Origin of the sequence: Pseudomonas sp. BIGb0558 (assembly GCF_024807515.1) — a bacterium.
GTDB lineage: Bacteria > Pseudomonadota > Gammaproteobacteria > Pseudomonadales > Pseudomonadaceae > Aquipseudomonas > Aquipseudomonas yamanorum_A.
Map to the genome: position 1 here is coordinate 1 of NZ_JANUEW010000014.1, position 25,643 is coordinate 25,643.

At 60.2% G+C, this 25,643-nt stretch carries 24 protein-coding genes; 10 read left to right on the forward strand and 14 right to left on the reverse strand.

What is annotated here, in order from left to right; genetic code table 11:
- Positions 1 to 138: 138 nt before the first annotated feature.
- Positions 139 to 927: a crotonase/enoyl-CoA hydratase family protein gene (locus M2400_RS17905; protein ID WP_259197437.1), complete on the reverse strand. Its 789-nt coding sequence runs from the start codon at positions 925 to 927 to the stop codon at positions 139 to 141.
- Between the two features lie 423 nt (positions 928 to 1,350).
- Between M2400_RS17905 and M2400_RS17910 the strand changes: the two genes are divergently transcribed.
- Complete coding sequence (locus tag M2400_RS17910) at positions 1,351 to 3,024, forward strand: DEAD/DEAH box helicase (protein WP_003209050.1); 1,674 nt, start codon at positions 1,351 to 1,353, stop codon at positions 3,022 to 3,024.
- 69 nt (positions 3,025 to 3,093) lie between these two features.
- Here M2400_RS17910 and M2400_RS17915 read toward each other — a convergent pair whose 3' ends face one another.
- Positions 3,094 to 3,861, reverse strand: coding sequence for a class III extradiol ring-cleavage dioxygenase (locus M2400_RS17915; RefSeq protein ID WP_177132351.1), 768 nt, complete (start codon positions 3,859 to 3,861; stop codon positions 3,094 to 3,096).
- Positions 3,862 to 3,963: 102 nt separating this feature from the next.
- On the opposite strand from M2400_RS17915, the gene M2400_RS17920 reads away from it, so the two are divergent.
- Positions 3,964 to 4,620, forward strand: a complete 657-nt coding sequence (locus tag M2400_RS17920) for a thiopurine S-methyltransferase (RefSeq protein WP_259197438.1) — start codon at positions 3,964 to 3,966, stop codon at positions 4,618 to 4,620.
- Between the two features lie 51 nt (positions 4,621 to 4,671).
- On the opposite strand, the gene htpX is transcribed toward M2400_RS17920, so the two are convergent.
- Both htpX and M2400_RS17930 read right to left on the reverse strand, forming a co-directional pair.
- Complete coding sequence (gene htpX / locus M2400_RS17925; protein ID WP_003209055.1) at positions 4,672 to 5,559, reverse strand: protease HtpX; 888 nt, start codon at positions 5,557 to 5,559, stop codon at positions 4,672 to 4,674.
- Positions 5,560 to 5,873: 314 nt separating this feature from the next.
- Positions 5,874 to 7,085 (reverse strand): pyridoxal phosphate-dependent aminotransferase, encoded by a 1,212-nt coding sequence (locus M2400_RS17930; RefSeq protein ID WP_063032067.1) that lies wholly within the window; start codon positions 7,083 to 7,085, stop codon positions 5,874 to 5,876.
- A 202-nt stretch (positions 7,086 to 7,287) separates the two neighbouring features.
- Here M2400_RS17930 and msrB point away from each other — a divergent pair, with 202 nt between their 5' ends.
- The 3 genes from msrB to M2400_RS17945 all read left to right on the forward strand — a co-directional run bounded on the left by msrB (position 7,288) and on the right by M2400_RS17945 (position 8,747).
- A complete protein-coding gene (gene msrB / locus M2400_RS17935; protein ID WP_177046322.1) occupies positions 7,288 to 7,680 on the forward strand; it encodes a peptide-methionine (R)-S-oxide reductase MsrB in 393 nt (130 codons plus the stop codon).
- A gap of 132 nt (positions 7,681 to 7,812) precedes the next feature.
- On the forward strand, positions 7,813 to 8,298 hold the full coding sequence (locus M2400_RS17940) for a glutathione peroxidase (RefSeq protein ID WP_177046320.1): 486 nt from the start codon (positions 7,813 to 7,815) through the stop codon (positions 8,296 to 8,298).
- Complete coding sequence (locus M2400_RS17945) at positions 8,295 to 8,747, forward strand: MarR family winged helix-turn-helix transcriptional regulator (protein WP_177046318.1); 453 nt, start codon at positions 8,295 to 8,297, stop codon at positions 8,745 to 8,747. Before M2400_RS17940 ends, M2400_RS17945 begins: the two co-directional genes overlap by 4 nt.
- Here M2400_RS17945 and M2400_RS17950 read toward each other — a convergent pair.
- A complete protein-coding gene (locus tag M2400_RS17950) occupies positions 8,731 to 11,040 on the reverse strand; it encodes a response regulator (protein WP_259197497.1) in 2,310 nt (769 codons plus the stop codon). The two genes, M2400_RS17945 and M2400_RS17950, sit on opposite strands and share 17 nt — an antisense overlap.
- 167 nt (positions 11,041 to 11,207) lie before the next feature.
- Here M2400_RS17950 and M2400_RS17955 point away from each other — a divergent pair, with 167 nt between their 5' ends.
- Positions 11,208 to 12,098: an ATP-binding protein gene (locus M2400_RS17955; protein WP_177046316.1), complete on the forward strand. Its 891-nt coding sequence runs from the start codon at positions 11,208 to 11,210 to the stop codon at positions 12,096 to 12,098.
- Complete coding sequence (locus M2400_RS17960) at positions 12,095 to 12,577, forward strand: GAF domain-containing protein (RefSeq protein ID WP_010176138.1); 483 nt, start codon at positions 12,095 to 12,097, stop codon at positions 12,575 to 12,577. The genes M2400_RS17955 and M2400_RS17960 overlap by 4 nt, the downstream gene beginning before the upstream one ends.
- 109 nt (positions 12,578 to 12,686) lie before the next feature.
- Here M2400_RS17960 and M2400_RS17965 read toward each other — a convergent pair whose 3' ends face one another.
- From M2400_RS17965 to M2400_RS18000, 8 genes are all read right to left on the reverse strand, one after another.
- On the reverse strand, positions 12,687 to 16,319 hold the full coding sequence (locus M2400_RS17965; protein ID WP_259197439.1) for a transporter substrate-binding domain-containing protein: 3,633 nt from the start codon (positions 16,317 to 16,319) through the stop codon (positions 12,687 to 12,689).
- A gap of 8 nt (positions 16,320 to 16,327) precedes the next feature.
- Complete coding sequence (locus tag M2400_RS17970) at positions 16,328 to 16,954, reverse strand: response regulator transcription factor (RefSeq protein WP_177046313.1); 627 nt, start codon at positions 16,952 to 16,954, stop codon at positions 16,328 to 16,330.
- Between the two features lie 241 nt (positions 16,955 to 17,195).
- Positions 17,196 to 17,612 carry a response regulator gene (locus tag M2400_RS17975; protein ID WP_259197440.1) on the reverse strand — a complete coding sequence of 139 codons (417 nt, stop codon included), beginning with the start codon at positions 17,610 to 17,612 and terminating at the stop codon, positions 17,196 to 17,198.
- A 225-nt stretch (positions 17,613 to 17,837) separates the two neighbouring features.
- Entirely contained in the window at positions 17,838 to 19,169 is a 1,332-nt protein-coding gene (locus M2400_RS17980) for a deoxyguanosinetriphosphate triphosphohydrolase (RefSeq protein WP_177046309.1), read from the reverse strand.
- 72 nt (positions 19,170 to 19,241) lie between these two features.
- Complete coding sequence (locus M2400_RS17985) at positions 19,242 to 20,405, reverse strand: EAL domain-containing protein (protein ID WP_177115842.1); 1,164 nt, start codon at positions 20,403 to 20,405, stop codon at positions 19,242 to 19,244.
- A gap of 92 nt (positions 20,406 to 20,497) precedes the next feature.
- Entirely contained in the window at positions 20,498 to 20,839 is a 342-nt protein-coding gene (locus tag M2400_RS17990; RefSeq protein WP_088426394.1) for a hypothetical protein, read from the reverse strand.
- Positions 20,836 to 21,222 (reverse strand): phage holin family protein, encoded by a 387-nt coding sequence (locus M2400_RS17995; RefSeq protein ID WP_003209078.1) that lies wholly within the window; start codon positions 21,220 to 21,222, stop codon positions 20,836 to 20,838. Before M2400_RS17995 ends, M2400_RS17990 begins: the two co-directional genes overlap by 4 nt.
- Before the next feature lie 3 nt (positions 21,223 to 21,225).
- Positions 21,226 to 21,540: a YqjD family protein gene (locus tag M2400_RS18000; protein WP_003209080.1), complete on the reverse strand. Its 315-nt coding sequence runs from the start codon at positions 21,538 to 21,540 to the stop codon at positions 21,226 to 21,228.
- Between the two features lie 348 nt (positions 21,541 to 21,888).
- Here M2400_RS18000 and M2400_RS18005 point away from each other — a divergent pair, with 348 nt between their 5' ends.
- Complete coding sequence (locus M2400_RS18005; protein ID WP_259197441.1) at positions 21,889 to 23,097, forward strand: ammonium transporter; 1,209 nt, start codon at positions 21,889 to 21,891, stop codon at positions 23,095 to 23,097.
- Here the strand turns inward: M2400_RS18005 and M2400_RS18010 are convergent.
- On the reverse strand, positions 23,084 to 24,805 hold the full coding sequence (locus M2400_RS18010; RefSeq protein ID WP_259197442.1) for a monovalent cation:proton antiporter-2 (CPA2) family protein: 1,722 nt from the start codon (positions 24,803 to 24,805) through the stop codon (positions 23,084 to 23,086). The two genes, M2400_RS18005 and M2400_RS18010, sit on opposite strands and share 14 nt — an antisense overlap.
- Before the next feature lie 141 nt (positions 24,806 to 24,946).
- On the opposite strand from M2400_RS18010, the gene M2400_RS18015 reads away from it, so the two are divergent.
- Positions 24,947 to 25,183: a glutaredoxin family protein gene (locus M2400_RS18015; protein WP_259197443.1), complete on the forward strand. Its 237-nt coding sequence runs from the start codon at positions 24,947 to 24,949 to the stop codon at positions 25,181 to 25,183.
- 74 nt (positions 25,184 to 25,257) lie between these two features.
- Positions 25,258 to 25,593, forward strand: coding sequence for a hypothetical protein (locus M2400_RS18020; RefSeq protein WP_003209087.1), 336 nt, complete (start codon positions 25,258 to 25,260; stop codon positions 25,591 to 25,593).
- The last annotated feature ends 50 nt before the right edge of the window (positions 25,594 to 25,643 follow it).

Genomic DNA, 25,643 nt, shown 5'->3' on the forward strand with positions numbered 1-25,643 from the left:
CACCGAGCCTAGGCGAGGTGCCGAGTGGTGGGGCAAGAGCGTTTTGCTTACTTTTGCGCTTTTCAAAAGTGAGCCGCTGTAAGAGCGGAACCCATTTCAGCAACACCCGAAAAAACGGATATGTCCCCGCCCCCCCAATCAACACCCCCTGAACACCCCGGGCCGCTTCTCGACCATCGCCCTCACACCCTCCTTGGCATCCTCACTGTTCAACAGTTTCTCCACCAACACCGGCAACCCCGCCGCCGCGGTCTCCCCCTCAATCCGCGCCTGTCGCGCCGACATCAGCGTGGCCTGTACCCCCAGCGGCGCCTGCTGAGCAATGCGGTTCGCCAACGCCACCGCCCGAGGCAACAAATCCTCGCTGGCCATCACCTCCTGCACCAACCCCAACCGCAGCGCCTCGTGGGCATCAAACTCATCCCCCGTGAGCAGCCAACGCATGGCATTCCCCCAGCCAGCAATCTGATGAAAACGCAACGTCGCCCCCCCAAAAGGAAAGATCCCACGCTGCACTTCCATCTGCGCAAACCGCGTATTACTGGCACACAGGTTGATGTCCGCCGCCAGCATCAGCTCGATCCCGATGGTCAGGCAATACCCCTGGGCCGCCACAATCACCGGCTTGCTCACCCGGGGCCCCGCAAAAACACCCCACGGATCACAACCACCCAGAGGCGGCTGCCAGCCTTGCGCCATGGTCGGGCCCACATTGGCCAGGTCCAGCCCGGCGGTAAAATGATCGCCGTGCCCAAATACAATGGCCACCCGCGCCTCGTCATTACGATCAAATTCGCCATACGCCAGGCTCAGCTCGTTGAGCAGTTCCAGGTCGAACGCATTGCGCTTGGCCACGCGATCCAGGCCCAGCAACAGGATATGCCCCTGCTGTTCACGGCTGACGCGGCTGCTGGTGGGTTGGTTCATGGGGTGTGCCCTCGGGCGCAAAGGGAGGTTTCGGACCGAAGGGCCCGCTGTTAAGGGTGAACCGTTTAAGCGTCATGACCAACAGGGCCGGGCCTTTGAAAAATAGACCCTGCTGCCTGGATGCGCAAAGCCTTTGATGCAGAGCCGTTCACCTGGGTTTTCCGATAAAAAAAGCTCCCTTTTTCAGCGATTTCCGGTATAGTGCGCGCCGGCCTTTAACCGGGCCGCGTTTAGGTAGCGCAATTCCCCGAAGTCAGCTTCGGCTGCACGTCCGCACAGCGGACTCTTCCTTGACGAATCTTTTTCATTCATTCGTTTTCGCAAATCCCCGCCGACAAAGCAGCCAGGGCGACTCTTGAGTCTCAACACGGCATGCGCAGCTTTGGAGCATGGGTCTTTGCGGATGCACTTAGAGGCAGACCCATGACCCAGGAAACCGGCGGCTTCGCCGCTTTTAATCTTAACCCGAATATTCTTGCTGCCGTCATCGCGACTGGCTACGAAGAACCTTCGGCTATTCAGCAGCAATCGATCCCGATCATCATGGCCGGCCAAGACATGATTGGCCAAGCGCAAACCGGTACCGGTAAAACCGCCGCGTTCGCCCTGCCAATCCTGCACTGCATCGATCCTGCCAAGCGCGAGCCGCAAGCCCTGATCCTGGCGCCAACCCGTGAGTTGGCGCTGCAAGTAGCAACCGCTTTCGAAACCTACGCCAAGCAAATGCCGGGCGTTACCGTTGTGGCCGTTTACGGCGGCGCGCCTATGGGCCCACAACTGAAAGCAATCCGTAACGGCGCACAGATCGTTGTCGCCACTCCGGGCCGTCTGTGCGACCACCTGCGTCGCGATGAAAAAGTACTGTCGACCGTGAACCACCTGGTTCTGGACGAAGCTGACGAAATGCTCAAGCTGGGCTTCATGGACGACCTGGAAGTCATCTTCAAGGCGCTGCCAGCCACCCGTCAGACCGTACTATTCTCGGCTACCCTGCCACAGTCGATCCGTGCCATTGCCGAACGCCACCTGCGCGATCCGCAACACGTGAAGATCCAGACCAAGACTCAGACCGTTACCGCGATCGAACAGGCTCACCTGTTGGTTCACGCTGACCAGAAGACCTCGGCTGTATTGAGCCTGCTGGAAGTCGAAGACTTCGATGCCCTGATCATGTTCGTGCGCACCAAGCAAGCGACCCTGGACCTGGCCAGTGCCCTGGAAGCCAAAGGCTACAAAGCCGCTGCGCTGAACGGTGACATTGCCCAGAACCAACGTGAGCGCGTGATCGACTCCCTCAAGGATGGCCGTCTGGACATCGTTGTGGCGACCGACGTTGCTGCCCGTGGCCTCGACGTTCCACGTATCACCCACGTGTTCAACGTTGACATGCCTTACGATCCAGAGTCCTACGTTCACCGTATCGGCCGTACCGGCCGTGCCGGTCGCGAAGGTCGTGCATTGCTGCTGGTGACTCCACGTGAGCGCCGCATGCTGCAAGTGATCGAGCGTGTAACCGGTCAGAAAGTTGCCGAAGTCCGCCTGCCGGATGCCCAGGCCGTTCTCGATGCCCGCATCAAGAAACTGACCAACAGCCTGTCGCCGCTGGTGGCTGACGCTGAATCGACCCACGGCGACCTGCTGGACCGCCTGACTGCCGATATCGGTTGCACCCCGCGTGCCCTGGCTGCTGCCCTGCTGCGCAAGGCGACCAACGGTCAGGCCCTGACCCTGGCTGCGATCGAGAAAGAACGTCCACTGGTGCCGAACAACGCTCCGCGCGGTGATCGTCCAGAACGTACTGGCGACCGTCCAGACCGTGGTGATCGTGAGCGTCGTGCTCCGGTTCCACTGGCTGAAGGCCGTGCTCGCTGCCGTACCGCGCTGGGCGCGCGTGATGGCATCGCCGCCAAGAACCTGCTGGGCGCTATCCTCAACGAGGGTGGCCTGGCACGTGAAGCGATCGGTCGCATCCAGGTGCGTGACAGCTTCTCCCTGGTGGAGCTGCCGGAAGATGGCCTGGAGAAACTCCTGACCAAGCTGAAGGACACTCGCGTTGCCGGTAAGCAGTTGAAGCTGCGTCGCTACCGCGAAGATTGATCCGCCCCTGGGCTGATTGATCGAACATAAAAAATCCCCGACTGGTTCGGGGATTTTTTTTGCCTGCTATTAAGCGAACCGGTAGATGTCCATGCCCAGCGCGCCCATGGTGAAGCCTTGGTGCGCGGCGCTGAATTCACCGCCTGCGCCCCGGGCGAAATACAGCGGCAGCAAATGCTCGTCGCTGGGATGGCTGCGCACGGCATGGGGGGCCTGGCGGCGATAGTCGTGCAGCGCGGCTTCATCGTTGGCCGCCAGTTTGCTGACCATCCAATCGCGAAAATCCCGGGCCCATGGCTCGATGCTTTCCGGCCCGGCGTGCCAGTCCAGTTCGCCGAGGTTGTGGGTGATGCTGCCGGAGCCGATCAGCAGCACGCCTTGTTCCCGCAGGCTCGCCAGTGCGTGGCCGACGCGGGTCTGCAGGGCAGGGCCCATGCGGCTTGGCAACGATACCTGCACCACCGGGATATCGGCGGCCGGGTACATCAGCGACAGGGGCACCCAGGTGCCGTGGTCGAAGGGGCGCTGGTCATCAATACGCGCCTCCAGGCCGTCAGCCTTGAGCAGTTCCACGATTTGGGCTGCCAGTTGTGGGTCACCAGGGGCCGGGTATTGCACGGCAAACAGTTCCCGCGGGAAGCCGCCGAAGTCGTGCCAGGTCTCGGGGGCAGCGCTGCCCGTCACGAGCAGGCCCTGGCTTTCCCAGTGCGCCGAGACCACCACAATGGCCTTGGGGCGTGGCAGCTCGGCCGCCAGGCGCTTGAGCGCGGGGCCGCTGGCGCCGGGTTGCAGGGCAAGCATGGGCGAACCGTGGGAGATAAACAGGCTGGGGAGCATGAGCGGGTCCTGAGGGTTAAGATGGGACCATCTTCAATCAGATCATTGATCTAAATCTAATATAAGTTTTAGCGCTATTTGATCGAATTTTCAGGGTGAATCATGGAGCCGGGATTTTGGCATGAGCGCTGGGCGCGTAATCAGACAGGCTTTCATCTGAGCGAGGTGAACCCTTACCTGCTACGCCACTGGCCGGGCCTGGGCGTGTCGAACGGGGCGCAGGTGCTGGTGCCGTTGTGTGGCAAGAGTCTGGATCTGGCATGGCTGGCGAGCATCGGGCATCGGGTGATGGGGGTTGAGCTGTCGGAAAAGGCCATTGAGGAATTTTTCAGCGAGCAGGGACTGACGCCGCAGATCCATCAACGCGGCGCGTTCAAGGTCTTCCAGGCGGGGGCCATCGAGCTGTGGTGCGGGGATTTCTTTGCGCTGGATGCTGGAGCAGTGACTGAGTGCACGGCGTTATACGACCGGGCAGCATTGATTGCCTTGCCGCCGCTGATGCGCGAGCAGTACGCAGCGCATTTGAACCGGGTGCTGGCTGAAGGCAGCCGAGGCATGTTGATCACCCTCGACTATGAACAATCGCAGAAAGCCGGCCCGCCGTTTGCGGTGAGTGACGACGAGGTGAGGCTGCTGCTTGGCGGGCAGTGGAGACTGGATGTGCTGGAGGAGCAGGACATCCTGGGGGACAGCTGGAAGTTTGTTCAGGATGGCGTCACGCGCCTGGACGAGCGGGTGTATCGCCTGGCCAAAGGCTGAATCGCGCCCACAAAAAAAGGGGCGATTGAATCGCCCCTTTTTTTGTCGCTATCAGCCGCGACGACGCAGTGCGTCAATCCGCTCTTCCAGCGGCGGGTGGCTCATGAACAGGCGAGCCATGCCCTGCTTGATACCACCGTTGATGCCAAAGGCCGTCAGGGTGTTCGGCATGTGCACCGGCAAGCCCTGTTCGGAGCGCAGGTGTTGCAGGGCGCTGATCATCGCGCCGGTACCGGCCAGGCGAGCACCGGCTTCGTCTGCGCGGAACTCCCGTTTGCGCGAGAACCACATCACGATCGAGCTGGCCAGGAAGCCCAGCACCAGTTCGGCGAAGATGGTCGCCACGTAGTAGGCCATGCCCTGGCCCTGTTCGTTCTTGAAGATCACCTTGTCGACGAAGTTGCCGATGATCCGCGCGAAGAACATCACGAAGGTGTTCACCACACCCTGGACCAGTGCCAGGGTGACCATGTCACCGTTGGCCACGTGGCCGATCTCGTGGGCCAGCACCGCCTTGATCTCGTCGGGCGAGAACCGTTCCAGCAAGCCCTGGCTGACCGCCACCAGTGCATCGTTCTTGTTCCAGCCGGTGGCGAAGGCGTTGGCTTCATAGGCCGGGAAAATCCCGACTTCGGGCATCTTGATCCCGGCTTCGCGGGACAGTTGCTCGACGGTTTGCAGCAGCCATTGCTCATGCCGGGTACGTGGCTGGGTGATGATCTGGGTGCTGGTGCTCATCTTCGCCATCCACTTGGAGATGAACAGCGAGAAAATCGAACCGGCAAAACCAAAGACCGCACAGAAGATCAGCAGCTGATTGAGGTTCAGATCAACCCCGTTGGCCGCCATGATCCCATTGAAGCCGAAAAGGCTCAGCGTGATGCTGGCAATCAGCACGACCGCCAGGTTAGTGGCCAAGAACAGCAGAATGCGCATCATGGTTGTAGAATTCTCCTCATGCTTAATATGTCGCGTACTGCGGGGTATATAAGGTGCGGCATGGGGCTATTCAACCGAGGGACTATTTCAAACTGTGTCCTACAGCCTGAATGTAGAGCCTTGAAGGGAATTTCCGACACCCGGGACGGCACGGGCGTCTCGCTCCACTTCCTTGCCGCCCTGTAATTATAGGGTGATGCCCGAACAGGGGGGGAACCGGTGAGTGTAAAAGGCGAAGGGGCCCGCGCAGGGCAAAGAAGTGTTGCCAGATAATCGCTGTACGACCGCGGGTGGGCCGTACAGCGCAATGCCCGTTACTGGCGATAGGACTTCAGGAAGTTGCCGATACGACCGATGGCCATTTCCAGGTCATCCACCCGCGGCAAGGTGACCACTCGGAAGTGATCCGGCCACGGCCAGTTGAACGCCGTGCCCTGGACCACCAGCAGCTTTTCCGACAGCAGCAGGTCGAGCACGAACTTCTCATCGTTGAGGATCGGGCACACTTTGGGGTCGATCCGCGGGAAGGCGTACAGCGCGCCCATGGGCTTGACGCAGCTGACACCCGGAATCGCGTTCAGCAGTTCCCAGGTACGGTTGCGCTGCTCCAGCAGGCGGCCTTGTGGCAGCACCAGGTCATTGATGCTCTGGTAGCCGCCCAGTGCGGTCTGGATGGCGTGCTGGCTTGGCACGTTGGCACACAGGCGCATGTTGGCCAGCATATCGATGCCTTCGATATAGCTCTGGGCATTGTGCTTGGGGCCGGAAATGGCGATCCAGCCGGAGCGGAAACCCGCCACCCGATAGGATTTCGACAGGCCGTTGAAGGTCAGGCACAACAGGTCCGGCGCCAGGGAGGCGGTGCAGATGTGCACGGCATCGTCATAGAGGATTTTGTCGTAGATCTCGTCGGAGAACACCACCAGGTTGTGCTGTCGGGCCAGTTCGAGCATGCCCAGCAGTACTTCTTTGGAATACACCGCGCCGGTCGGGTTGTTCGGGTTGATGATTACCAGGGCCTTGGTGTTCGGGGTGATCTTGGCCTTGATGTCGGCCAGGTCCGGGAACCAGTCGGCGCCCTCGTCACACAGGTAATGCACCGGGTGGCCGCCGGCCAGGGTTACGGCGGCGGTCCACAGCGGGTAGTCGGGCGCCGGTACCAGCACTTCGTCGCCATTGTTGAGCAGGGCCTGCATGGACATGACGATCAGTTCGGACACGCCGTTGCCCAGGTAGATGTCTTCGATGCCGACACCTTCAACCTGCTTTTGCTGGTAGTACTGCATCACCGCCTTGCGGGCACTGAACAGGCCTTTGGAGTCGCTGTAGCCCTGGGCGGTAGGCAGGTTGCGGATCACGTCCTGGAGGATTTCGTCCGGCGCTTCGAAACCAAAGGGTGCCGGGTTGCCAATGTTCAGCTTGAGGATGCGATGGCCTTCCTCTTCCAGGCGTTTGGCGTGCTTGAGCACCGGGCCGCGAATGTCGTAGCAGACGTTGGCGAGCTTGTTCGATTTGCTGACCTGCATGGCGATGTGATCCTGAAAATGAACGATCCAGACGGTGTGAAGACTACCGTGCTGAGAATCCTGCGTTGGCCTGACCCATAAATACGTTTGAATGCCGGTTACGCGGGTGCCAGACTGGCGTTTTGAAGAGGCGCAATCATACGTGCCGCCTGATCCATGGAAAAGACACAGATCAGGCTTTTTCAGTTGCCGAGGTGTACCGATGGAAAAGTTGCAGAAAACCGTTGATGAATGGAAAGCCATGCTCGACCCGGAGCAGTACAACGTGTGCCGTCTCAAGGGCACCGAGCGACCGTTCAGCGGCAAGTACAACGGCACCAAGACCGACGGCGTGTACCACTGCATCTGCTGCAATGAGCCGCTGTTCGATTCCAACGCGAAGTTTGACTCCGGCTGCGGCTGGCCCAGCTTCTACGAGCCGATTGCCGAGCAGGCGATGGTCGAGATTCGCGACATCAGCCATGGCATGATCCGTACCGAAGTCACCTGCGCCAAGTGCGATGCGCACCTGGGCCATGTGTTCCCGGATGGCCCGCCGCCCACCGGCCTGCGTTATTGCATCAACTCGGTGTGCCTGGACCTGGTACCGCGCTAGACCGTACGCCTTCTGCGGGCCTTCGCGCCCGCAGGGGCCGTTATACCCAGCTATAAGTCCGGGCAATTCAATTGCACACAATTAAATTGCCTACTATCTTTCGGTTCTTCCCATTTCTTTCGAGGCACTGCCATGAGCGACAACCTGCTGAGCATCCCTTGCACCACCATCAAGGGTGAGCAAAAGACCTTGGCCGATTTCGCCGGCAAGGCGATTCTGGTGGTCAATACCGCCAGCAAGTGCGGCTTCACCCCGCAATACAAGGGGCTCGAGGAACTCTGGCAGCACTACAAGGACCAGGGCCTGGTGGTGTTGGGCTTTCCCTGCAACCAGTTCGGCAAGCAGGAGCCGGGCAACGAAGGCGCCATTTCGGAATTTTGCGAGCTGAACTTCGGTGTCAGTTTCCCGCTGTTCAAGAAGATCGACGTCAATGGCGGCGACGCCCACCCGTTGTTCGTGCAGCTAAAAAAGCAGGCCCCGGGTTTGCTGGGTTCCAAGGGCATCAAGTGGAACTTCACCAAGTTCCTGATCGGACGCGACGGCAAGGTAGTCAAGCGTTTCGCCCCCACTACCAAGCCCCAGGACCTGACCCAAGAGATTGAAGCCCTGCTCAAATGACCGACCTGTCCCTGGCCCTCGACGACCAACTGTGCTTCAAGCTGTACGCCGCCTCACGCGCAGTGACCCGGGCCTATAAGCCGATGCTCGATCAGCTGGGCCTGACCTACCCGCAATATCTGGTGATGCTGGTGCTGTGGGAATGGCAGGATGCAGCCATGCCGCAGCCCACGGTCAAGGCCTTGGGCGAGCGTCTGTTGCTGGATTCCGGCACGCTGACGCCGCTGCTCAAGCGCCTGGAGCAGCTTGCCCTGGTGAGGCGTCAGCGCAGTGCCCTGGATGAGCGAGAAGTGCACCTGAGCCTGACCGATGAAGGCCGCATCCTGCGCGACCGGGTGCAACCGCTGAAGGCACGGCTGCTGTGCGACAGCGGGGTTGACCTGAACCAGGCCGATGCCCTGCGTGACGGCCTGGATGAGCTATTACGCCAGATCAAAGGCTTGTCGTAGTCGGCACCCACAGGTCGAGCAAGGCCTTGAGTTCTTCGCGGCGAAACGGCTTGGCCAGGTAGTCATTCATGCCCGCCGCCCGGCAACGCTCGCGTTCCTCGGACATGGCGTTGGCGGTCAGGGCCACAATCGGCAAGTCCGGCCAGCGCCCGCTGCGGCGGATCTGCCGGCTGGCTTCATAGCCATCCATCACCGGCATGTTGCAGTCCATCAACACCATGTCGAAGCTTTGTTCTTCAAGCAGCTTGAGGGCTTCGCCACCATGGGCCGCGACGATCACCTCGCAGCCGAGCTTGCCGAGCATGCCCTTGGCCACCAGTTGATTGACCGGGTTGTCCTCCACCAGCAGGATGCGCGCCCGGTGGGCGAGGGGGGCGGTTTCCAGTTGGATCAGGTCAAGGACCAGGTCCGGATCGGTGCGCAAGTTGCGTTGCAGAATCTGGTACAGCGCCGTGCGGCTCAGCGGCCGGGCTTGTTGCTGCAAAGGCGCCAGGGCGGCGACCTCTTCACTGGGCATGAAGTTGCCGTAGGCAGTCACCAGCAGGATCGGCGCGGTGATCGTCGGGCGCAGGCGAAACAGGCACTCGGGGCAATCGGTGATCAACAGGTCCGGGGTCTGCCCGGTCAAGTCATCTTCGATGGAGTAGACGCGCGGCGCCAGCCCCCAGCTTGGCAGGAGGCTGCCGAGCAGTTCCGCCAGGCCGCTGTTGGTGCTGGTGATTGCGATCACGTCGCCCGACAACGGTGTCTGGCGCGTCGCCGGCAAATGCGTCGGCAATGGCAGGTCGGCGCAGAACTGGCTGCCAAAGCCGGCCTCGGAGCTGATGCTCAGGCGGCCCTTCATGGCCTCGCAGAGGTTATGGGTCAACGCCAGGCCCAGGCCGGTCCCGCCAAATTGGCGAGTGATGCCCGCACCAGCTTGGGTGAATGGCTGGAAGATCTTCACCTGGGCGTCCTGGGCGATCCCGATACCGGTGTCACACACCTCGATCCTGACCCGACCGGCCTGCGCGCTGAGGCGCACGTCCACCCGGCCAAAGCGCGTAAACTTCAGGGCGTTGGACAGCAGGTTGCTGACAATCTGCCGTACCCGCGTCGGGTCGCCCAGCACCTGGGCGGGAAACTGCGGGTCGATCAAACACGTCAATTCCACGCTGGGCGCGGCGTTTTGCGAGAGCAGGTTGGCGGTGTCTTCCACCAGTGCGCCGAGGTCGAACGGGATACTTTCAAGTTCCAGCTGGCCCGCGTCGAACTTGGACAGGTCGAGGATATCGTTGAGCAGCTCCACCAGCACTTTGCCCGAGTCATGGGCGATCGACAGTTGCTGGCGTTGCTCGGCATTCAGCGGGCTGTCGAGGGACAGGGCGATCATCCCCAACAGACCGTTGAGCGGCGTACGGATTTCATGGCTCATGTTGGCCAGGAACGCTGCCCGTGCCTGAGCCATGGCGAGGGCCGTCATCTTCGCCGCTTCCAGTTCGTCGTTCGACAGCGTCAGTCGATGATTGATGGCCTTGAGCTCGGTGGTGCGCGCGGAAACGATGTCTTCCAGTTGCCCGAGGTATTCAGTCAGGCGGTTCTCGGCGTGCCGACGTTGCTGGATTTCCGTCTCCATGGTTTCAAACTGTTGGTTGGCGACGTTGACCAGCACCCCGATCTCGTCATGTTCGTGCCCCGGCGGGCAGTCGAGGCGCTCGTGCTTGCGGGAGCTCAGCTCGCGAATAATCCGCACCAGCGGCTTGGTCAGCATCACGTAGAACAGCGCCAGTAGAATCCCGGTGAGCAGCAGGCTGCGGGCAAAGCCGTTGAGCAGAGTGATCTCGGCGCGGCGCAGGAAGCGGCTGCCGAATGCGTAGGTATCGACGTCAAGCTGCAATACACCGAGGGCGTCATTGGGCATGTGGGTGAGGTACAACCGGTCTTCGAATTGGCGGTTGGCGCCAAACAGGAAATCGCTGATGGGGCGGTAGGTGCTTTCCTTGCGCGGGCGATTCACATCGGCCAGTACCAAACCGTTGTTGTCGACCAGTTGTGCACGGGTGATGGCAGGGGAGTGCAGCAGTCCCAGGGTCAGTTCCTGAGCCAGTTCAGCGTCGATGTTATAGGCGATGCGCGAAGCCGGGTTATGGCTGATTTCAATCAGCGCACGTATTTCCCGGTTGATGGAAGCGTCTTCGCTGGCATAATCAATCCCAATCTGTATCAGGCTGAGCAAGGTTCCCAAGACGAATCCGACCAGCACTGTCAGTCTGGCTTGTTTATAAGACAAGCGGTGGGCGAACTTGATATCCATCGGGTGCTGTACCACTTTACGTTTCCTTTCGCCCGGCAAGCATAGCTGAACATCCACAGGCTCGAACTTGCCCGGCACGAATCGACTTTATTCGGTGCAGCCCTGCACGGTCTGCCTCAGGGTTGCCAATACGCCATCTTTTACAAGAACTTGCCAGAGGAATAGTCGTGGATTCTCGATTGAATGCCTTTCTTGAGCGTGCCGACGCGGTACTTGCTCGCCTGGAACCCCTTTTGCCGGCCCCCCGTGAAGCCGTTGACTGGGACCATTGCCTGGCTGCCCGCTGGCAGCGCGAAGGCCGCAGCGGCTTTTTGCTACCGCTGGAAGTCAGCCTGGACATGCGCCTGTCCGACCTGATCGGTGTGGATAAACAGCGCGAGCAGTTGGCCCGTAACACTCAACAGTTTCTCGACGGCCTGCCGGCCAACCATGCATTGCTCTGGGGCTCGCGCGGCACGGGTAAGTCGTCCATGGTACGCGCCTTGTTGGCCCAGCATGCCAAGGCCGGTTTGCGCCTGATCGAGATCGAGCGCGATCACCTGGCGGACTTGCCACGGGTGGTCGAGCAACTGATCAAATTGCCACAGCGGTTTGTGCTGTTCTGTGATGACCTGTCCTTTGAAGCCGGCGAGAGTGATTACCGTGTGCTCAAGAGCGTGCTCGATGGCTCCCTGGAGCAGGCACCGGAAAACGTCCTGTTGTATGCCACCTCCAACCGTCGTCACCTGGTGCCCGAGAACCAGAGCGATAACGAAAACTGGAAGAACATAGACGGTGAACTGCACCCCAACGAAGCGGTTGAGGACAAGATTGCCCTGTCTGACCGGTTCGGCCTATGGCTGTCGTTTTACCCGTTCAACCAGGAGCACTTCCTGGATGTGGTCGAGCACTGGATCGGTGAGTTGGCGAGCAAGGCCGGTTTGCAATGGCAGCGCGATGAAGAGCTGGACATCCTCGCGGTGCGCTGGGCCACCGGCCGCGGCAATCGCAACGGCCGTTGTGCCTATCAGTTCGCCCGCTATTGGGTGGGCCTCAAATTGCTGGAGCGTCAACCATGATCGATTTGCAACAGGCCGGAACCGGCCTTGATGGCTACGCCATGCTCCATGCACAGCTGGAATCCTTGCTGGCGGATGAGCGCGATTTCATTGCCAATGCCGCGCAGTTTTCCGCGTTCCTGTTCAACCAGCTGGACGATTTGAACTGGGCGGGCTTCTACCTCAACCGTAATGAAGAGTTGGTGCTCGGGCCTTTCCAGGGGCAGATCGCCTGTGTACGTATTCCGTTTGGCCGCGGTGTTTGCGGTGCGGCGGCGGCCTCGCGACAAACCCAGCGGGTGGAAGACGTGCACGCATTCCCGGGGCATATTGCTTGTGACAGCGCGTCGAACAGCGAACTGGTGGTTCCGCTGGTCAAGGAAGGGCGCCTGATCGGCGTACTGGACCTGGACAGTCCGTCGCTGTCGCGGTTTACGCCGCAGGACCAGGCCGGCATCGAGCAGTTGGCGGCGATTTTCCTGCGGTTGACCGATTGCTGATGGGGTGAGCCTCCTGTAGGAGCGAGCTTGCTCGCGAAGAAATCAAGGGCATCGCGCGGCATCTGGAGCCCCGCGTTATCGTTGACAATGTTCGCGAGCAAGCTCGCTCCTACAGACGGTCCAGGACGTCCAGTTGCATCTGCAGCATCCTCTCCAGCTCAAGCATGGATTTCTCCATGGCCTTGATGCCCGCCTCGATAACGTGTCGATTCTCGCCTTGGCCACAGGCCTGTTCGAGGGTTTCGCATTGCCCAGCCAGGTTATCGGCCTGGATGATCCTGGCAGCGCCCTTGATCTTGTGTGCCTGCTCGATCAGGTCCTGGTAGGCGGCTTGTCGGACCAGCATGGCCATCAGCTCTACCCGGTCATTGCGGCTGCTGCTCAACAGTTCTTCAAGCAGGCGCCGGCTCAGCTGTGGATCGCCGCCCGTCATCGCATCCAGGCTTTGAAGGGTAAACACGTTGCGGGTGGGTAGCGGATCGACTTGCGCCAGGTGCTCCTCCAGCGCAGTGAGGCTGATGGGTTTGAACAGGCAATCATTCATGCCTGCATCGAAACAGCGTTGTTTCTCCTCAGGTTGGGCATTGGCGGTGAAACCAAGTATCACGCAGGGTGTTTTTTGCTCACGCTGCTCATACTCGCGAATGGAACGACTCAACTCGTAGCCGTTCATGATCGGCATGTTGCAGTCGGCAATCACCAGGTCGAAGTGCGCTTCTCGCCAGGCCTGGAACCCCGCAGCGCCGTGATGGGCGGCGGTGAACTGATGCCCCAGGAAGCCCAGTTGCTGGCACATGAGCAGGCGGTTTGCGGGATGGTCGTCCACCACCAGTACATTGAGAACCGGCGCAGGGGTGGTCGCGGCCGGCTCCAGTTTATCGACGGCCTTGAGCGGTTGCAGGCTGGGCATCTTCAGGCTGACGTGGACCTGGGTGCCCACCATGGGCACGCTGCTCAGGCTCAATTGCCCGCCCATCATCGTGCACAGGCTGCGACAAATCACCAGGCCCAGGCCGGCGCCACTCCTGGCCAGGTGCCCGGAATTGTCGGCTTGGGCAAAAGGCTCGAACAGGCGCCGCTGGTCTTCGCGATTGATCCCGATGCCGGTGTCCTCCACCACCAGTTTCATCTCGATCTGTTGGGGGTGCCCGGTGGCCTTCAGTTGGACCTTGATTTTCACCTGCCCGCGTTCAGTGAACTTGATCGCATTGCTCACCAGGTTCGACAGCACCTGCTTGAACCGCAAGGGGTCGATCAGTACGTCGGTGTCGTCCACATCGGGGGTGAACTCCAGCACCAGGCTCAGGGTTTTCTGGCGTGCCAGGCCATCGAATACGCGGACCACCGACTCGATCACCTCCCGCAGGTTGACCCGCTCCGGGGCCAGGCTCAGGCGACCGGATTCGATGCGGGCGATGTCCAGGATGTCGCCGATCAGCTCCAGCAGGTCCTTGGCCGAGTTGTAGGCCACCTCGATGGCGGGGCGATCCAGGTGGCCCTGGTCGGCACGCTTGAGTGTCAACTCCAGCATGCCGATCACGGCGTTCATCGGCGTGCGGATTTCATGGCTCATGGTGGCCAGGAATGTGCTTTTCGCCCGGTTGGCCTCGTCGGCGCGTTCCTTGGCGGCGCGCAGTTCATCGAACAACTGGCGCCGCTCGCTGATATCGATCCAGCCGCCAATGATGCCCTGGACCTCGCCCATGGAGTCGCGGTAAGGAAGAATCCAGTGATAGATCGTGAGTTTTTTTCCATGAACGTGCAGGGTGCGATCAAGGATCAACGGTTTGCCTTCGGCCACGACCTGTTGATAGTCGGTATGGTACTGAGCCGCCTCCGTCTCGAGGGCCATGCCCATCTGGGTAATGCTTTTGCCGATGACGTCTTCACGCTTGACGTCGAAGGTTTGCAGATAGCTGTCGTTGCAGGTCTGCAAGAAGCCGTTGTGGTCACGTACGTAGATGGGATGCGGGGTCTCGTTGACCAGCGCCCGCATGAACTCGAACTGGTCGCTCAGGGCGCGTTCGGCCAGTTTCCGGTGTTTGATCTGGCGCTGCAGATAGCCGTTCCACGTCAGGGAAATCAACAGGAGCAGCCCTGTGCCGATGATGATCTGGGCAATCAGGCGGTGATAGTTGCGCCAATAGCCATCAGACGCCGCGTTGTAGCCACGCCAACGGCTGTTGATCGCCGTCATCTCATCCGGGGCAATGCTCAGCAACGCCTTGTCCAGGATCGAACTCAGCTCGACGGCGTGGCGTGACGTCGCCAGGGCAAACGTCGCAGGCAACGTGCCGATGCTGGAACTGATCTGCAATTTGTCCTGGAATGCCGGAGACGAAAGCAGATAGTTGGCGATCACCAAGGGGTTCACAGCACCGTCCACCTGTCCCTGTGCCAACAATTCCGATGCCTTGAAGGTGTCACCTGTTTCGACGAGGGTTATCTGGGCAAATTCCTGCCGTAGAAACCTCTCCAGCGGATTGCCTTGGGTGATTGCCAGGCGCTTGCCTGTCATCTCTTGAAGGCTTGTGGGTGCACCGGCTTCCTTGCGTGTCAGCAGTACATAGGAGTTTTCCAGGTAAGGGCGGCTGAAGTTCAGGTGGGACTCGCGGCCGGTGCTGGGCGTGATTGCTCCGATGATGTCGGCGGCGCCGGAATTGACCTGGTCAATCATGCTGGTGAGATCACGCATGTGTTGAATCTCGAAGCGCAGGCCGGTTCGTAGCCGGATCAGCTCCAGCAGGTCGGCGGTGACGCCCCGGAAGTTGCCGTCGTTGTCAAAGAAGGTCAGCGGTGCGAAGGTTTCGTTGACGACGACTTTGACCACAGGGTGGTCCCGAAGCCAGCGTTCTTCGCGCTGGGTCAACTGCAGCTTGCGGTCCGTCAGCAGGATGTCGCTGCCGGCGCTCCAGCGTTTGGCGATGCTGTCGCGTTCATAGGTCGACACGCCATCGAGCACCGAATCGACGATGCTCAGGAGAATGGGCTGGTCCTTGCGCAGGGCGAAGCTGAAGCCATTGGCCTCGTGCTTGCCGAAGTTGGCCATGCGGATATTTCTGAGGTAGCCCTTGTTGATCATGTAGTGGGTGGAAATGGTGTCGCCCAGGAAGACGTCGGCCTGGTCGAATGCCACCGCATTCAAGGCATTTTGATAGGACGGGTAGGCATGGATGGTTGCTTTTGGATACAACGCTTGCACTTCGTCCATGGGCAGGTAGTGGTAGACAAGGCTCAGGCGCAGGCCTGCCAGGCCGTCACCCAGGTTACGACGCTCACCTTCACGAGTGACCAGTACCGGCTGATCCACCGCATAGGGCAATGACAGGACAATGTCGGGATTCGCCGCTTCAAAGCCGTTGGATGAGCCAAGAAAGTCGATCTCGCCGTTTTCCAGCGCCTGGATCGCTGCCTCCCGGGAGGAATAGCGCAGCACCTTCAACGGTATCGCCAGGGTCCTGGCCACCAGGCCGGCGTAATCGGCAGTCAGCCCTTCATAGTCTCGCCCGCTGGAGGTGATGTCGAAGGGCGGGTAGTCTGGCCCGGAGGTGCCCAGTATCAGGTCCCGCTTGTTCTGCAGCCACTGGCGTTGTGTCTTATTCAGCGGGGTGTCCAGTTGAACCGCACCGGCACGCCCCAGCAGTGCGTATTGCTCGGGAACCGTTTGTTCGCCAGCCACGGCCGTGCTGAGGCATACCCCGATGCTCAAAATGATTAGATAGTCCTTTATACGCCTGGGCATCCGATTTCTCACACTAGCGCGTTACGTTTTGCCATCTCGATAAGTTCTACCAAGGATTTGGCTTTTAGTTTTTGCATGAGCCTTTTTTTGTAAGTGCTTACGGTTTTGTTACTGAGGAACATGCCTTTGGCTATTTCCTTGTTTGTCCGGCCTTGTGCAAAAAGTTGTAATACCATGAGTTCGCGATCATTCACTATTTTGAAAAGTTCAAGCTCTTCATTGCAATCTGTTTCATTGCTGTTGCCGTTAAGGGCCTGGCTCGGAAAGTAGTTGTAACCGGACAAGACTGCCCTGATGGCACTGAGCAGCTCACTCAGGTCTCCTTCCTTGCACACATAACCATCGGCGCCGGAGCGCATGCACCGTGTGGCAAAGAGCTTGGGCGTCTGAGCCGTCAGGATCAGCGTCTTGGTGGGCGTGCTCATTGCGTTGAACCGGCACAACACTTCCAGGCCGTCGAGTTTTGGAATACCGATATCAAGGATGATCAGGTCCGGCTGACATTCCTTGACCATTTGTATTGCATCACAACCGTTGTCGGCTTCACCCACTACTTTATAGCCTTCATGTTCCAATAACATTCGAATGGCAAGCCGGATAACAGGGTGGTCGTCGATAATAAAAACTGAGTTCATGATCAAATTCCATACAAGCGCAAATAAAGTCGGCACATTAGCCCACATGGCAATGAAGGAGGATGAACCGAACGTGGAACAAACGTAAAACAAGAATGTTCCTACATTAAAAAAAGCAAAGGATTACGCTTCGCAGGGTGTTTGTTGTTTTGGCGTGAGAATTTCGCGTGGGTGGAATTTGAAAGTCGGCGGCAACGGGCGAGTGGTTTTATTACGAAGAACTTTCGTATTGGAGGAACGTTTAACTTCCTACTTTTTTGTTGAGCGGAGGAGAAGGGAGTTGGTGGATGAGTTGGTTCAACCCAATGGGGTTCAATGGCTTTGGCAAGTAGCCAAGTAACGGAAAATTACGCTGGAATGCCTGGGCCTTGAGGTTCTCCAGTTCATTAATCGGCAGGCCGCTGAGCAATATCGCCGATCTTATAAAGCCTCTGCGTTTGGCGATTTCAATCAACTCAAGCCCCGGCAAGTCGGGCAAGCATTGATCACAGAGCAGAATATCGAATGGCGTTTCGGTTTGCGTCATCAGCCGCATTGCCTGTTCGGCATTTTCGGCAAGGGTCAGGTCGTGATAGCCATAGTTTCTTAGCAGGCATTGGGTGGCCAGCAATTGAAAGGGATGATCCTCCACCAACAGGATACGAAGTTGTTCGAGCATGGGGTTTTCCATGAAATGGACAAGAGCCCTGAAGATGCTCCACCAGGGCGTGTAGTAAGAAGTTAGTGGGCCTGCCAGCCATCGGGCGTAGGAACAGGTCGAAAGACTGCGGTCAGGGCGCGCGATTATTCATCGCGGCGGGGAAGAACTTCGATCAGGCCGCTCTGTTCCGTGCGTAGGGCGATTCTTTGAAAAGCAGCCCTGGCCATAAGCCAGGGCTCGGGTTCATTGCGGGCTGGAGCGCCCGGTCATCTCGCGGGCCATTTCACTGGCGTAGCTGTCGGTCATGCCGGCGATGAAGTCGATCATGCGCAGGAACGAGGCGTGCAATGACCACGACGGGTCGGGGGCACTGTTGCCCAGCAGGTCGAGGATGCGTCTGTTCTTGAACGACGGAGTACGCCCGCCATGTTGTTCCAGGGCCGCACCGCAGAAGGCGTTCAAGAGGATTTCCAGGGTGGTGTAGGCGCCGATTTCGTGCAGGGTCTTGCGCTTGTCCTGGAAGATTTTCTTGCGGGCCATGTCCTTGGCATCCAGCACGCAGCGCTTGGCCGGGCCGTGCATGTGTTCCACCAGGTCTCCCGGCAGGGTACCGGCCAGTAGCGCGTCCTGTTGCTCGACGAACGCCCGGGCTGCGGCGTTGGTCAGGTGCTCGATGGCCTTGCCCCGCAGAATCGCCAGCTTGCGTCGCCGGGAGTCCTGCGGGCCGAGTTGCCGATAGGTTTGCGGCAAGTCGTCGCCCACCAGGTCCAGCAGCAATGACTCGACCTCGGCGTATTCCAGCAGCTCCATTTCCAGGCCGTCTTCGAGGTCGATCAGCGCGTAGCAGATATCGTCGGCGGCCTCCATCAGGTACACCAGCGGGTGGCGGGCCCAGCGTTGCTCTTCCAGTTGCGGCAAGCCAAGTTTGTGGGCGATCTGTTCGAGAATCGGCAGTTCGCTCTGGTAGCAGCCGAACTTGTGTTTTTTATAACCCAGGGAGTCGGCGTGGCGTGCGGTCCAGGGGTATTTCAGGTAGGTGCCCAAAGTGGCGTAGGTGAGCCGGGTGCCGCCATCGAACTGGTGGTATTCCAGCTGGGTGAGTACCCGGAAACCCTGGGCATTGCCTTCGAAATTGAGGAAGTCATTGCGCTCGGCGCTGGTCATGTCGTCCAGCCAGCCACGCCCCGACGCCTGCTGGAACCAATGCCGGATTGCGTCTTCACCGGAATGGCCGAAGGGCGGATTGCCGATGTCGTGGGCCAGGCAGGCCGATTGCACCACCATGCCCAGGTCGCTCGGGTCGCACCAGTCGGGCAATGCGCTGCGGATGGTTTCGCCCACACGCATGCCCAGGGACCGGCCCACGCAACTGACTTCCAGGGAGTGGGTCAGGCGGGTGTGGATGTGATCGTTGCTGGTCACCGGGTGCACTTGGGTCTTGCGGCCCAGGCGGCGAAACGCGCCGGAAAAGATGATGCGGTCGTGGTCTTTGTGAAAGGGGCTGCGGCCCAGTTCTTCCGGGCTGTGCAGGGGTTTTCCAAGGCGTTCGCGGGTAAGCAGGGTGGGCCAATCCAAGGCGGGTACTCTCCGTGCGGTGAATGACACCGCCCAGCTTCCCGGTTCAGCCAGGCCTTCGCAAGCGAAAAACTACAGGCCGACGGCGTCGATATCGATTAACAGCAGGCGCTGACCGTTATCAAAGAATTGTCCGGCCGTCAGGCAGTATTGGTTGGTCGTGGCATCGCGATAGGTCGATGACAGGCTCAAGCGCCGCTCCTCCCAACCCTCGGCGAGCAGATGATAGAAGTACGGGCGCCATGACCAGTTGTGGCCCAGGTAGCGGCTGTCGGCTTGCCAGGCGCCCTGGTGCCATTCGAAATTGGGCGTCAGTTGCGTGCCATGCCGATCACACTGGTAAAAACGCAGCAGCCAGGGAAACGCCGGCAATTGCGGCAGCTGGCTCAGGGGCGCCTGTGCCTGCGCCCAGGTTTGCAGGATCTGCATCAGTTCTGCCAGTTGGTGGCGCAGGTGCATGATCCGGCCGCGCTCGGCCAGCTTCTGTTGGACATACCCGGTGCGCAGCTGGGCGAAACGCGACACGAACGCGTCGGTGGCGAACCAGTCCAGCTGGGCCTGGGCAAACAGGTAGCCCTGGACATAACGTGAACCACATTCCAGGGCGAAATTCAGCTGTGCCTCGGTTTCCACGCCTTCGGCAATGATCCAGCAGCCGGTTTTTTCCGCCATCTGCGCCAGTGCGCGTACCACCTCACCACTTGGGCCGCCCCGGGCAGCGGCCTGGAACAGGCGCATGTCCAGCTTGAGGATGTCTGGCTGCAAGGCCAGCACCCGGTCCAGCTGGGAATAGCCGGCGCCGAAGTCATCAATGGCAATCCGCGCCCCGGCCTCGCGGTAGCGCTCCACCACTTCGGCCAGGCGCAGGATATCGCCGCCCAGTTCCGTGATCTCGAACACGATGCGGCGCGGGTCGACGTTGTGTACCTGCAGTTGTTTGAGGCTCGGCAGGGCCTGCCCCGGGCGCAGGCGGGTGATCCAGCGTGGCGAGATATTCAGGCTCAGGAACCACTCTTGCGGTGCTTCATGCAGGCGGCTCAGGGCGTTGTCACGAATCTGCCGGTCCAGGCGGCGCAAGGCCACGGAGGGCGTGCGCGGGTCGGCGAACAGCGGACCCACCGAGCGCAGTTGGCCATCCGCCTGGCGCAGGCGGCCCAAGGCTTCTACGCCGGCGATGCGGCCGGTGGCGGTGTCGATGAAGGGCTGGAAGCAGGCGAGCGGTTGCCCGTCGATCACGGGGCCTCCTTAAAAGACCGGAAATGAAAAAGGCCCGGCCCTCGATGGAGAGGGCCGGGCCTGATCTGTTTGCAAGAATGCAGCCAGCGGGCTCAACTTTTGCGCGATGCGCCTTGCATGGCCAGTTTGATCAGAGGAATCAGACCGGCGCCAAGCCGCACCAGGCGAGTCATGGTGCCGATCCCGCCGCCCTTGGCGCCTTTGCCGGTGAGGAAGCCCAGCAGTGTCACCACGCCCACGCCCCACAGCGGCGCGTGCTTGATGCCAAAACCGTCCTGCCAGCTCTGGCCCATGTTGCGGACCTTTTGCAGCGGCAGCATCAATTGCTGGGACTCGTGACGAATTTCCTGACGGTGCATTTCCATGCGCAAGCGGATCAACGCCTTGCGCATCTCCCGCCGGGAAGTGTTGTGCGGCAATTCAGTCAGGCTCATGGCAGCAGGCGCTCCCGGTCGTTGGCCAGCTCTTCGAGGGTGGCGTGGAACGGCGTGGACTCATCGAACACTGCCGCCTTCAAGCGCAACCCACAGAAGGCCGCGGCCAGTATGTAGAACACGCAGAGGCTGATGATCCCGGTCAGGCGGTAGGTATCCCACACCAGAATCATCACCAGTGCCGACAAGCCCACCAGCAACAGCAAGGCAAACACCAGCGCCAGGCCTGCGAACAGCAGCAGGCTGACGGTGCGGGCTTTCTGCTCCTGCAACTCGATGCCAAACAGCTCGACGTGGCTGTGCAGCAAACCCAGGACAGCCGCGCCCAGGCGCCGTGAGGTAGAACTTGGGCCCGTGGACGAGCCGGATTCGCCGATAGACATAAATTAGCGCCTTGTGGCCAGCAGGCCGATCAAAAAGCCCACACCGGCCGCGATGCCGACGGACTGCCAGGGGTTGGCCTGAACATAGTCCTCAGTGGCGGTGACAGCCGCCTGGCCGCGTTCGCGCAGGGAGTCTTCGGTCAGTTGCAGGGTTTCACGGGCCTTGAGCAGGCTTTCGTGAATCTTGCTGCGCAGTTCGTCCGCCTGGTCACCGGCGAGGATCGCGGTATCGTCCAGCAGCTTCTCGGTATCGCTGACCAGGGTTTGAAAATCCGCCATCAATATTTCCTGAGCAGTCTTTGCCGTTTTTCTGGCCATGGTTATCTCCGTGAGTGGCTGGTCTGTTTACTTTTGGTTTCGAGTCACCGGTGTCGGTGAAGGTTCACTGCAATTGTCTGGTACAGCTTTTGCTTTGCCTTGGTGCGCAGGCCGGTGGCCTTGCGCTGAATCCGGGCGGTTGGGGCTTAAACCCTGAAAAACCTTACCCTAAATAACTAAAATTCGCGGAAAAACCCTGTCGGATTCTGCCTTTCACCCTGAACGCTGCGCCAAAGCGGTTCACGGCCTCAAAAGAGGGTCGGACCGTCGGTGCCAATTTAGTGCGCGTCATGAAGGTCATGAACTGCTTTGGTGCTTTTTCCTGCCTGTGCAGGCCTGCCATTCTCCATGGAAAATTTGCAAAGCGCGGTGGACACCCTCGTCCATAGTTCCAACACGCTGTTTATTCTGATTGGTGCGGTCATGGTCCTGGCCATGCACGCCGGCTTCGCTTTCCTGGAAGTCGGCACGGTACGGCAGAAGAACCAGGTCAACGCCCTGTCGAAAATCCTCAGTGACTTCGCCATCTCCACACTGGCCTATTTCTTTATAGGCTATTGGATCTCCTACGGTGTGACCTTCATGCAACCGGCGGCGGTCATCAGCGCCGACCACGGTTATGGCCTGGTGAAATTCTTCTTCCTGCTGACCTTCGCGGCGGCGATCCCGGCGATCATTTCCGGGGGTATTGCCGAGCGTGCACGTTTTGTTCCGCAACTGTGTGCCACCGCCTTGATCGTGGCGTTTATCTATCCGTTTTTCGAAGGCATGGTGTGGAACGGCAACTACGGCCTGCAAGCCTGGTTGCTGGGCACTTTCGGCGCCAGCTTTCACGACTTCGCCGGTAGCGTGGTGGTGCACGCCATGGGCGGCTGGCTGGCGCTGGCGGCCGTGTTGTTGCTGGGGCCACGCCAGGGGCGTTATCGGGAAGGGCGCCTGGTGGCGTTCGCACCGTCGAGCATTCCGTTCCTGGCGCTGGGGTCGTGGATTCTGATCGTCGGCTGGTTTGGCTTCAACGTCATGAGTGCGCAGACCCTGTCCGGGGTCAGCGGGCTGGTGGCGGTCAATTCGTTGATGGCCATGGTCGGCGGCACCGTAGCGGCGTTGGTGATCGGGCGTAACGACCCAGGCTTTTTGCACAACGGTCCGTTGGCGGGGCTGGTGGCGATCTGCGCCGGCTCCGACTTGATGCACCCGGTGGGCGCGCTGGTGACCGGCGTGGTGGCGGGCGGTTTGTTCGTCTGGTGCTTCATCGCGGCCCAGGATCGCTGGAAGATCGATGACGTGCTGGGTGTGTGGCCGCTGCACGGCCTGTGCGGTGTGTGGGGCGGGATCGCCTGCGGGATCTTCGGCCAGACCGCGTTGGGTGGCTTGGGCGGCGTGAGCTTGATCAGCCAGTTGATCGGCACCGCACTGGGTGTGGTGGTGGCGCTGGCCGGCGGCTTGCTGGTGTACGGCGTGATCAAGCGCGTCTACGGCCTGCGCCTGAGTCAGGAAGAGGAGTACTACGGCGCCGATCTGTCGATCCACAAGATTGGCGCCGTCAGTCAGGATTGAGGGAGGAGTCACCTTCGTTCGGGTTGCAGCCATGCAGCAGCCGATACCGGCTTTGCCGCACTTCATCCACGCGGCACTTTACCTGCTGCTCCGACAACCCCAGCAGGATCAGCGCATGGGAGGCGAGCATCAAACTCGATTCCAGTAACTCGGGCACCACTTCAGTGGCGCCGGCGGCTTTCAGTTCGGCCAACTGACTGTCGTCGCGGGTGCGCACCAGGATCGGCACCTTCGGGTTGAGGCGCCGTGCTTCGTTGAGCACGGTCAGGGCGACGTCGCTGTTGTCCACCGCAATCACCACCAGGCGCGCACGTTCCAGGCCGACAGCGCTGAGCAGGGCGCCACGGCGGCAGTCGCCGTAGTGCACGGCGCTGTCTTCGCTGGCGGCTTCCTGGACCCGCTCCGGGTCGTCATCCAGGGCGATGAAGGCCTGTTGTTCGCGGTACAGGAATCGTCCGATGGACTGGCCAACTCGGCCATAACCGCAGATCACCGCATGGCCTCGCAGCTCGGCGTTGAGGGCGGTTATCTCTTCAAGCTGCACTTGCTGGTTGGGCTTGTGGTGCAGGCGCAGGGCGATGGCGGGTGCAGCCCTGAGCAGCAGCGGGGTGAGCAGCATCGAGCAGAACGTGGCGGCCAGCAACAGGCCACTGATGTCGGCGGGCAGCAGGCGGCTCTGCTGCATTTGCGCCATCAAGGCGAAACAGAATTCACCGCCCTGGGCCAAGGCCAGGCCGCTGCGCCAGGCGGTTTCGCCGTCGCTGCCGCGCAATTGCACCAGCAGGGCGACCACGCAGCCTTTGATCAACATCAGGGCGAGGGTCAGGCCAAGAATCAACAGGCTGTGGCTGATGAACAGTTGCAGGTCGATCAGCATGCCGATACTGACGAAAAACAAACCCAGCAGGATGTCGCGAAACGGCCGGATATCGGCTTCGATCTGGTGGCGGTAATGGCTTTCCCCCAGCAGCATCCCGGCGAGAAAGGCGCCCAGCGCCGGGGACAGGCCCAGCAGGTGCGTCAGCCAGGCGGTGAGCAGCACAATGACCAGTGCCAGCAGTACGAATAATTCCGCCGAGTGGGAGGCCGCCACTTCACGGAACAGCCGCGGCAGCAACCAGCGGCTGGCCAGCAGCAGGCCGAGGAACAGCACCACGGTTTTGCCCAGGGTCAACGGCAACGCCCAGTACCAGGCTTGCTCGCTGTTGCCGGCGAACACCGGTACCAGGGTCAGCAGCAACACGGCAACCACGTCCTGGAACAGCAATACCCCGATCGCATTCTGGCCGTGGCTGCTGAAGATTTCGCCGAGGCTGGTCAGCTCTTTGCTGACGATCGCAGTGGACGACAACGCCAGGCCGGCACCGAGCAACAGGGCAGTAGTCGGCGACAGGCCGAACAGCGCCAGCAAGCCCCCCAACAGTAACCCGCAGCACAGCACCTGCAGGCTGCCCAGGCCAAACACCACCCGGCGCAGGCTGAGCATTTTGCTCAGGGAAAACTCCAGGCCCAGGGAAAACAGCAGGAAGACCACCCCCAGTTCGGCAAGGTCTGGCAGCTCTTCGCTGTCATTGACCCAGTCCAGGGCGGTGGGGCCTACGGCCAGGCCAACACACAGATAGCCCAGCACCGGGGGCAGTTGCAGGCGACGAAACAGCGCAATTACCACGAGAGAGGAGGCCAGGATAATCAGCAGGTTGGCAAACACGCGCAGCTCCATTGCAGGTATCAGGGGAAAAAAGTCGCGAGAGTCGCTGAATCAGTTATACGCCATGGTGATCTGGATCAGGCTTTTGCGGTGCCCCGACGCTGTTAGAATAGGCGCCTGATTCTTCCCGGACCCTTTGCCATGCTTCCTGAATGTCAGTTGTTCGGCACCCTGGGCTGCCATCTTTGTGAGTTTGCCGAAGCCGAAATCATGCCGTTGGTCGAACACGGCCTGCTGGTGGAGTTGGTGGATATCGCCGATTCCGAGTCCCTGTTCGAAGCCTACGGCCTGCGGATTCCGGTGCTGCGCCGGGTGGATACGGGCGCCGAGCTGGATTGGCCGTTCGATGAAGCGCAGGTGGTGACCTTCCTGCTCTAGCACTCGGCGATGGCGAGTTCTCGATTATTCGGTTACTGTATGTTTGTACAGCGATTGAATGAGAGGGAACGCCCGTGGTGAATGTTGAACAACTGAAAAGCAGCGTCAATCGCATGTCCGCCGACGTCGTGCGCGACGCGGTGAACGAGCTGCGCCTCGATGGCCTGGTCACGGAAGGCAAGACACCGTTTAACAAAGTGCATTTCAATACCTGCTTTGCCGAGATCGAGGCGTTGTTCCAGCGCGCCGGTTATCACAAGCAGTTGGATGTAGTGGGTTATCAGGGCTTGCTCTACGCGCTTTATGACCCAGGCCGCTGGGAAGCGGTGGATGTGTTGCGTTGGCTCAAGGAATTCACCGAGGCGGCCAGTGCATCGCCGGTGTTGCGCGCGGAATTGGCCAAGGCGTGAATCTGTGCTGGGCCTGATCCGGCTGCATGCGGGATAATGCCCGCCTGTAT

Bases quoted from the DNA above. Each gene is read 5' to 3' on its own strand.
- M2400_RS18000 (WP_003209080.1), bottom strand. From the start codon at position 21,540: ATGGCCAGAAAAACGGCAAAGACTGCTCAGGAAATATTGATGGCGGAT.
- M2400_RS17930 (WP_063032067.1), bottom strand. From the start codon at position 7,085: ATGCAGGTCAGCAAATCGAACAAGCTCGCCAACGTCTGCTACGACATT.
- htpX (WP_003209055.1), bottom strand. From the start codon at position 5,559: ATGATGCGCATTCTGCTGTTCTTGGCCACTAACCTGGCGGTCGTGCTG.
- M2400_RS18015 (WP_259197443.1), top strand. From the start codon at position 24,947: ATGCTTCCTGAATGTCAGTTGTTCGGCACCCTGGGCTGCCATCTTTGT.
- M2400_RS17920 (WP_259197438.1), top strand. From the start codon at position 3,964: ATGGAGCCGGGATTTTGGCATGAGCGCTGGGCGCGTAATCAGACAGGC.
- M2400_RS17940 (WP_177046320.1), top strand. From the start codon at position 7,813: ATGAGCGACAACCTGCTGAGCATCCCTTGCACCACCATCAAGGGTGAG.
- M2400_RS18005 (WP_259197441.1), top strand. From the start codon at position 21,889: ATGGAAAATTTGCAAAGCGCGGTGGACACCCTCGTCCATAGTTCCAAC.
- M2400_RS17905 (WP_259197437.1), bottom strand. From the start codon at position 927: ATGAACCAACCCACCAGCAGCCGCGTCAGCCGTGAACAGCAGGGGCAT.
- M2400_RS17990 (WP_088426394.1), bottom strand. From the start codon at position 20,839: ATGAGCCTGACTGAATTGCCGCACAACACTTCCCGGCGGGAGATGCGC.
- M2400_RS17970 (WP_177046313.1), bottom strand. From the start codon at position 16,954: ATGAACTCAGTTTTTATTATCGACGACCACCCTGTTATCCGGCTTGCC.
- M2400_RS17960 (WP_010176138.1), top strand. From the start codon at position 12,095: ATGATCGATTTGCAACAGGCCGGAACCGGCCTTGATGGCTACGCCATG.
- M2400_RS17945 (WP_177046318.1), top strand. From the start codon at position 8,295: ATGACCGACCTGTCCCTGGCCCTCGACGACCAACTGTGCTTCAAGCTG.
- M2400_RS17965 (WP_259197439.1), bottom strand. From the start codon at position 16,319: ATGCCCAGGCGTATAAAGGACTATCTAATCATTTTGAGCATCGGGGTA.
- M2400_RS17915 (WP_177132351.1), bottom strand. From the start codon at position 3,861: ATGCTCCCCAGCCTGTTTATCTCCCACGGTTCGCCCATGCTTGCCCTG.
- msrB (WP_177046322.1), top strand. From the start codon at position 7,288: ATGGAAAAGTTGCAGAAAACCGTTGATGAATGGAAAGCCATGCTCGAC.
- M2400_RS17995 (WP_003209078.1), bottom strand. From the start codon at position 21,222: ATGTCTATCGGCGAATCCGGCTCGTCCACGGGCCCAAGTTCTACCTCA.
- M2400_RS17950 (WP_259197497.1), bottom strand. From the start codon at position 11,040: ATGGATATCAAGTTCGCCCACCGCTTGTCTTATAAACAAGCCAGACTG.
- M2400_RS17975 (WP_259197440.1), bottom strand. From the start codon at position 17,612: ATGCTCGAACAACTTCGTATCCTGTTGGTGGAGGATCATCCCTTTCAA.
- M2400_RS17910 (WP_003209050.1), top strand. From the start codon at position 1,351: ATGACCCAGGAAACCGGCGGCTTCGCCGCTTTTAATCTTAACCCGAAT.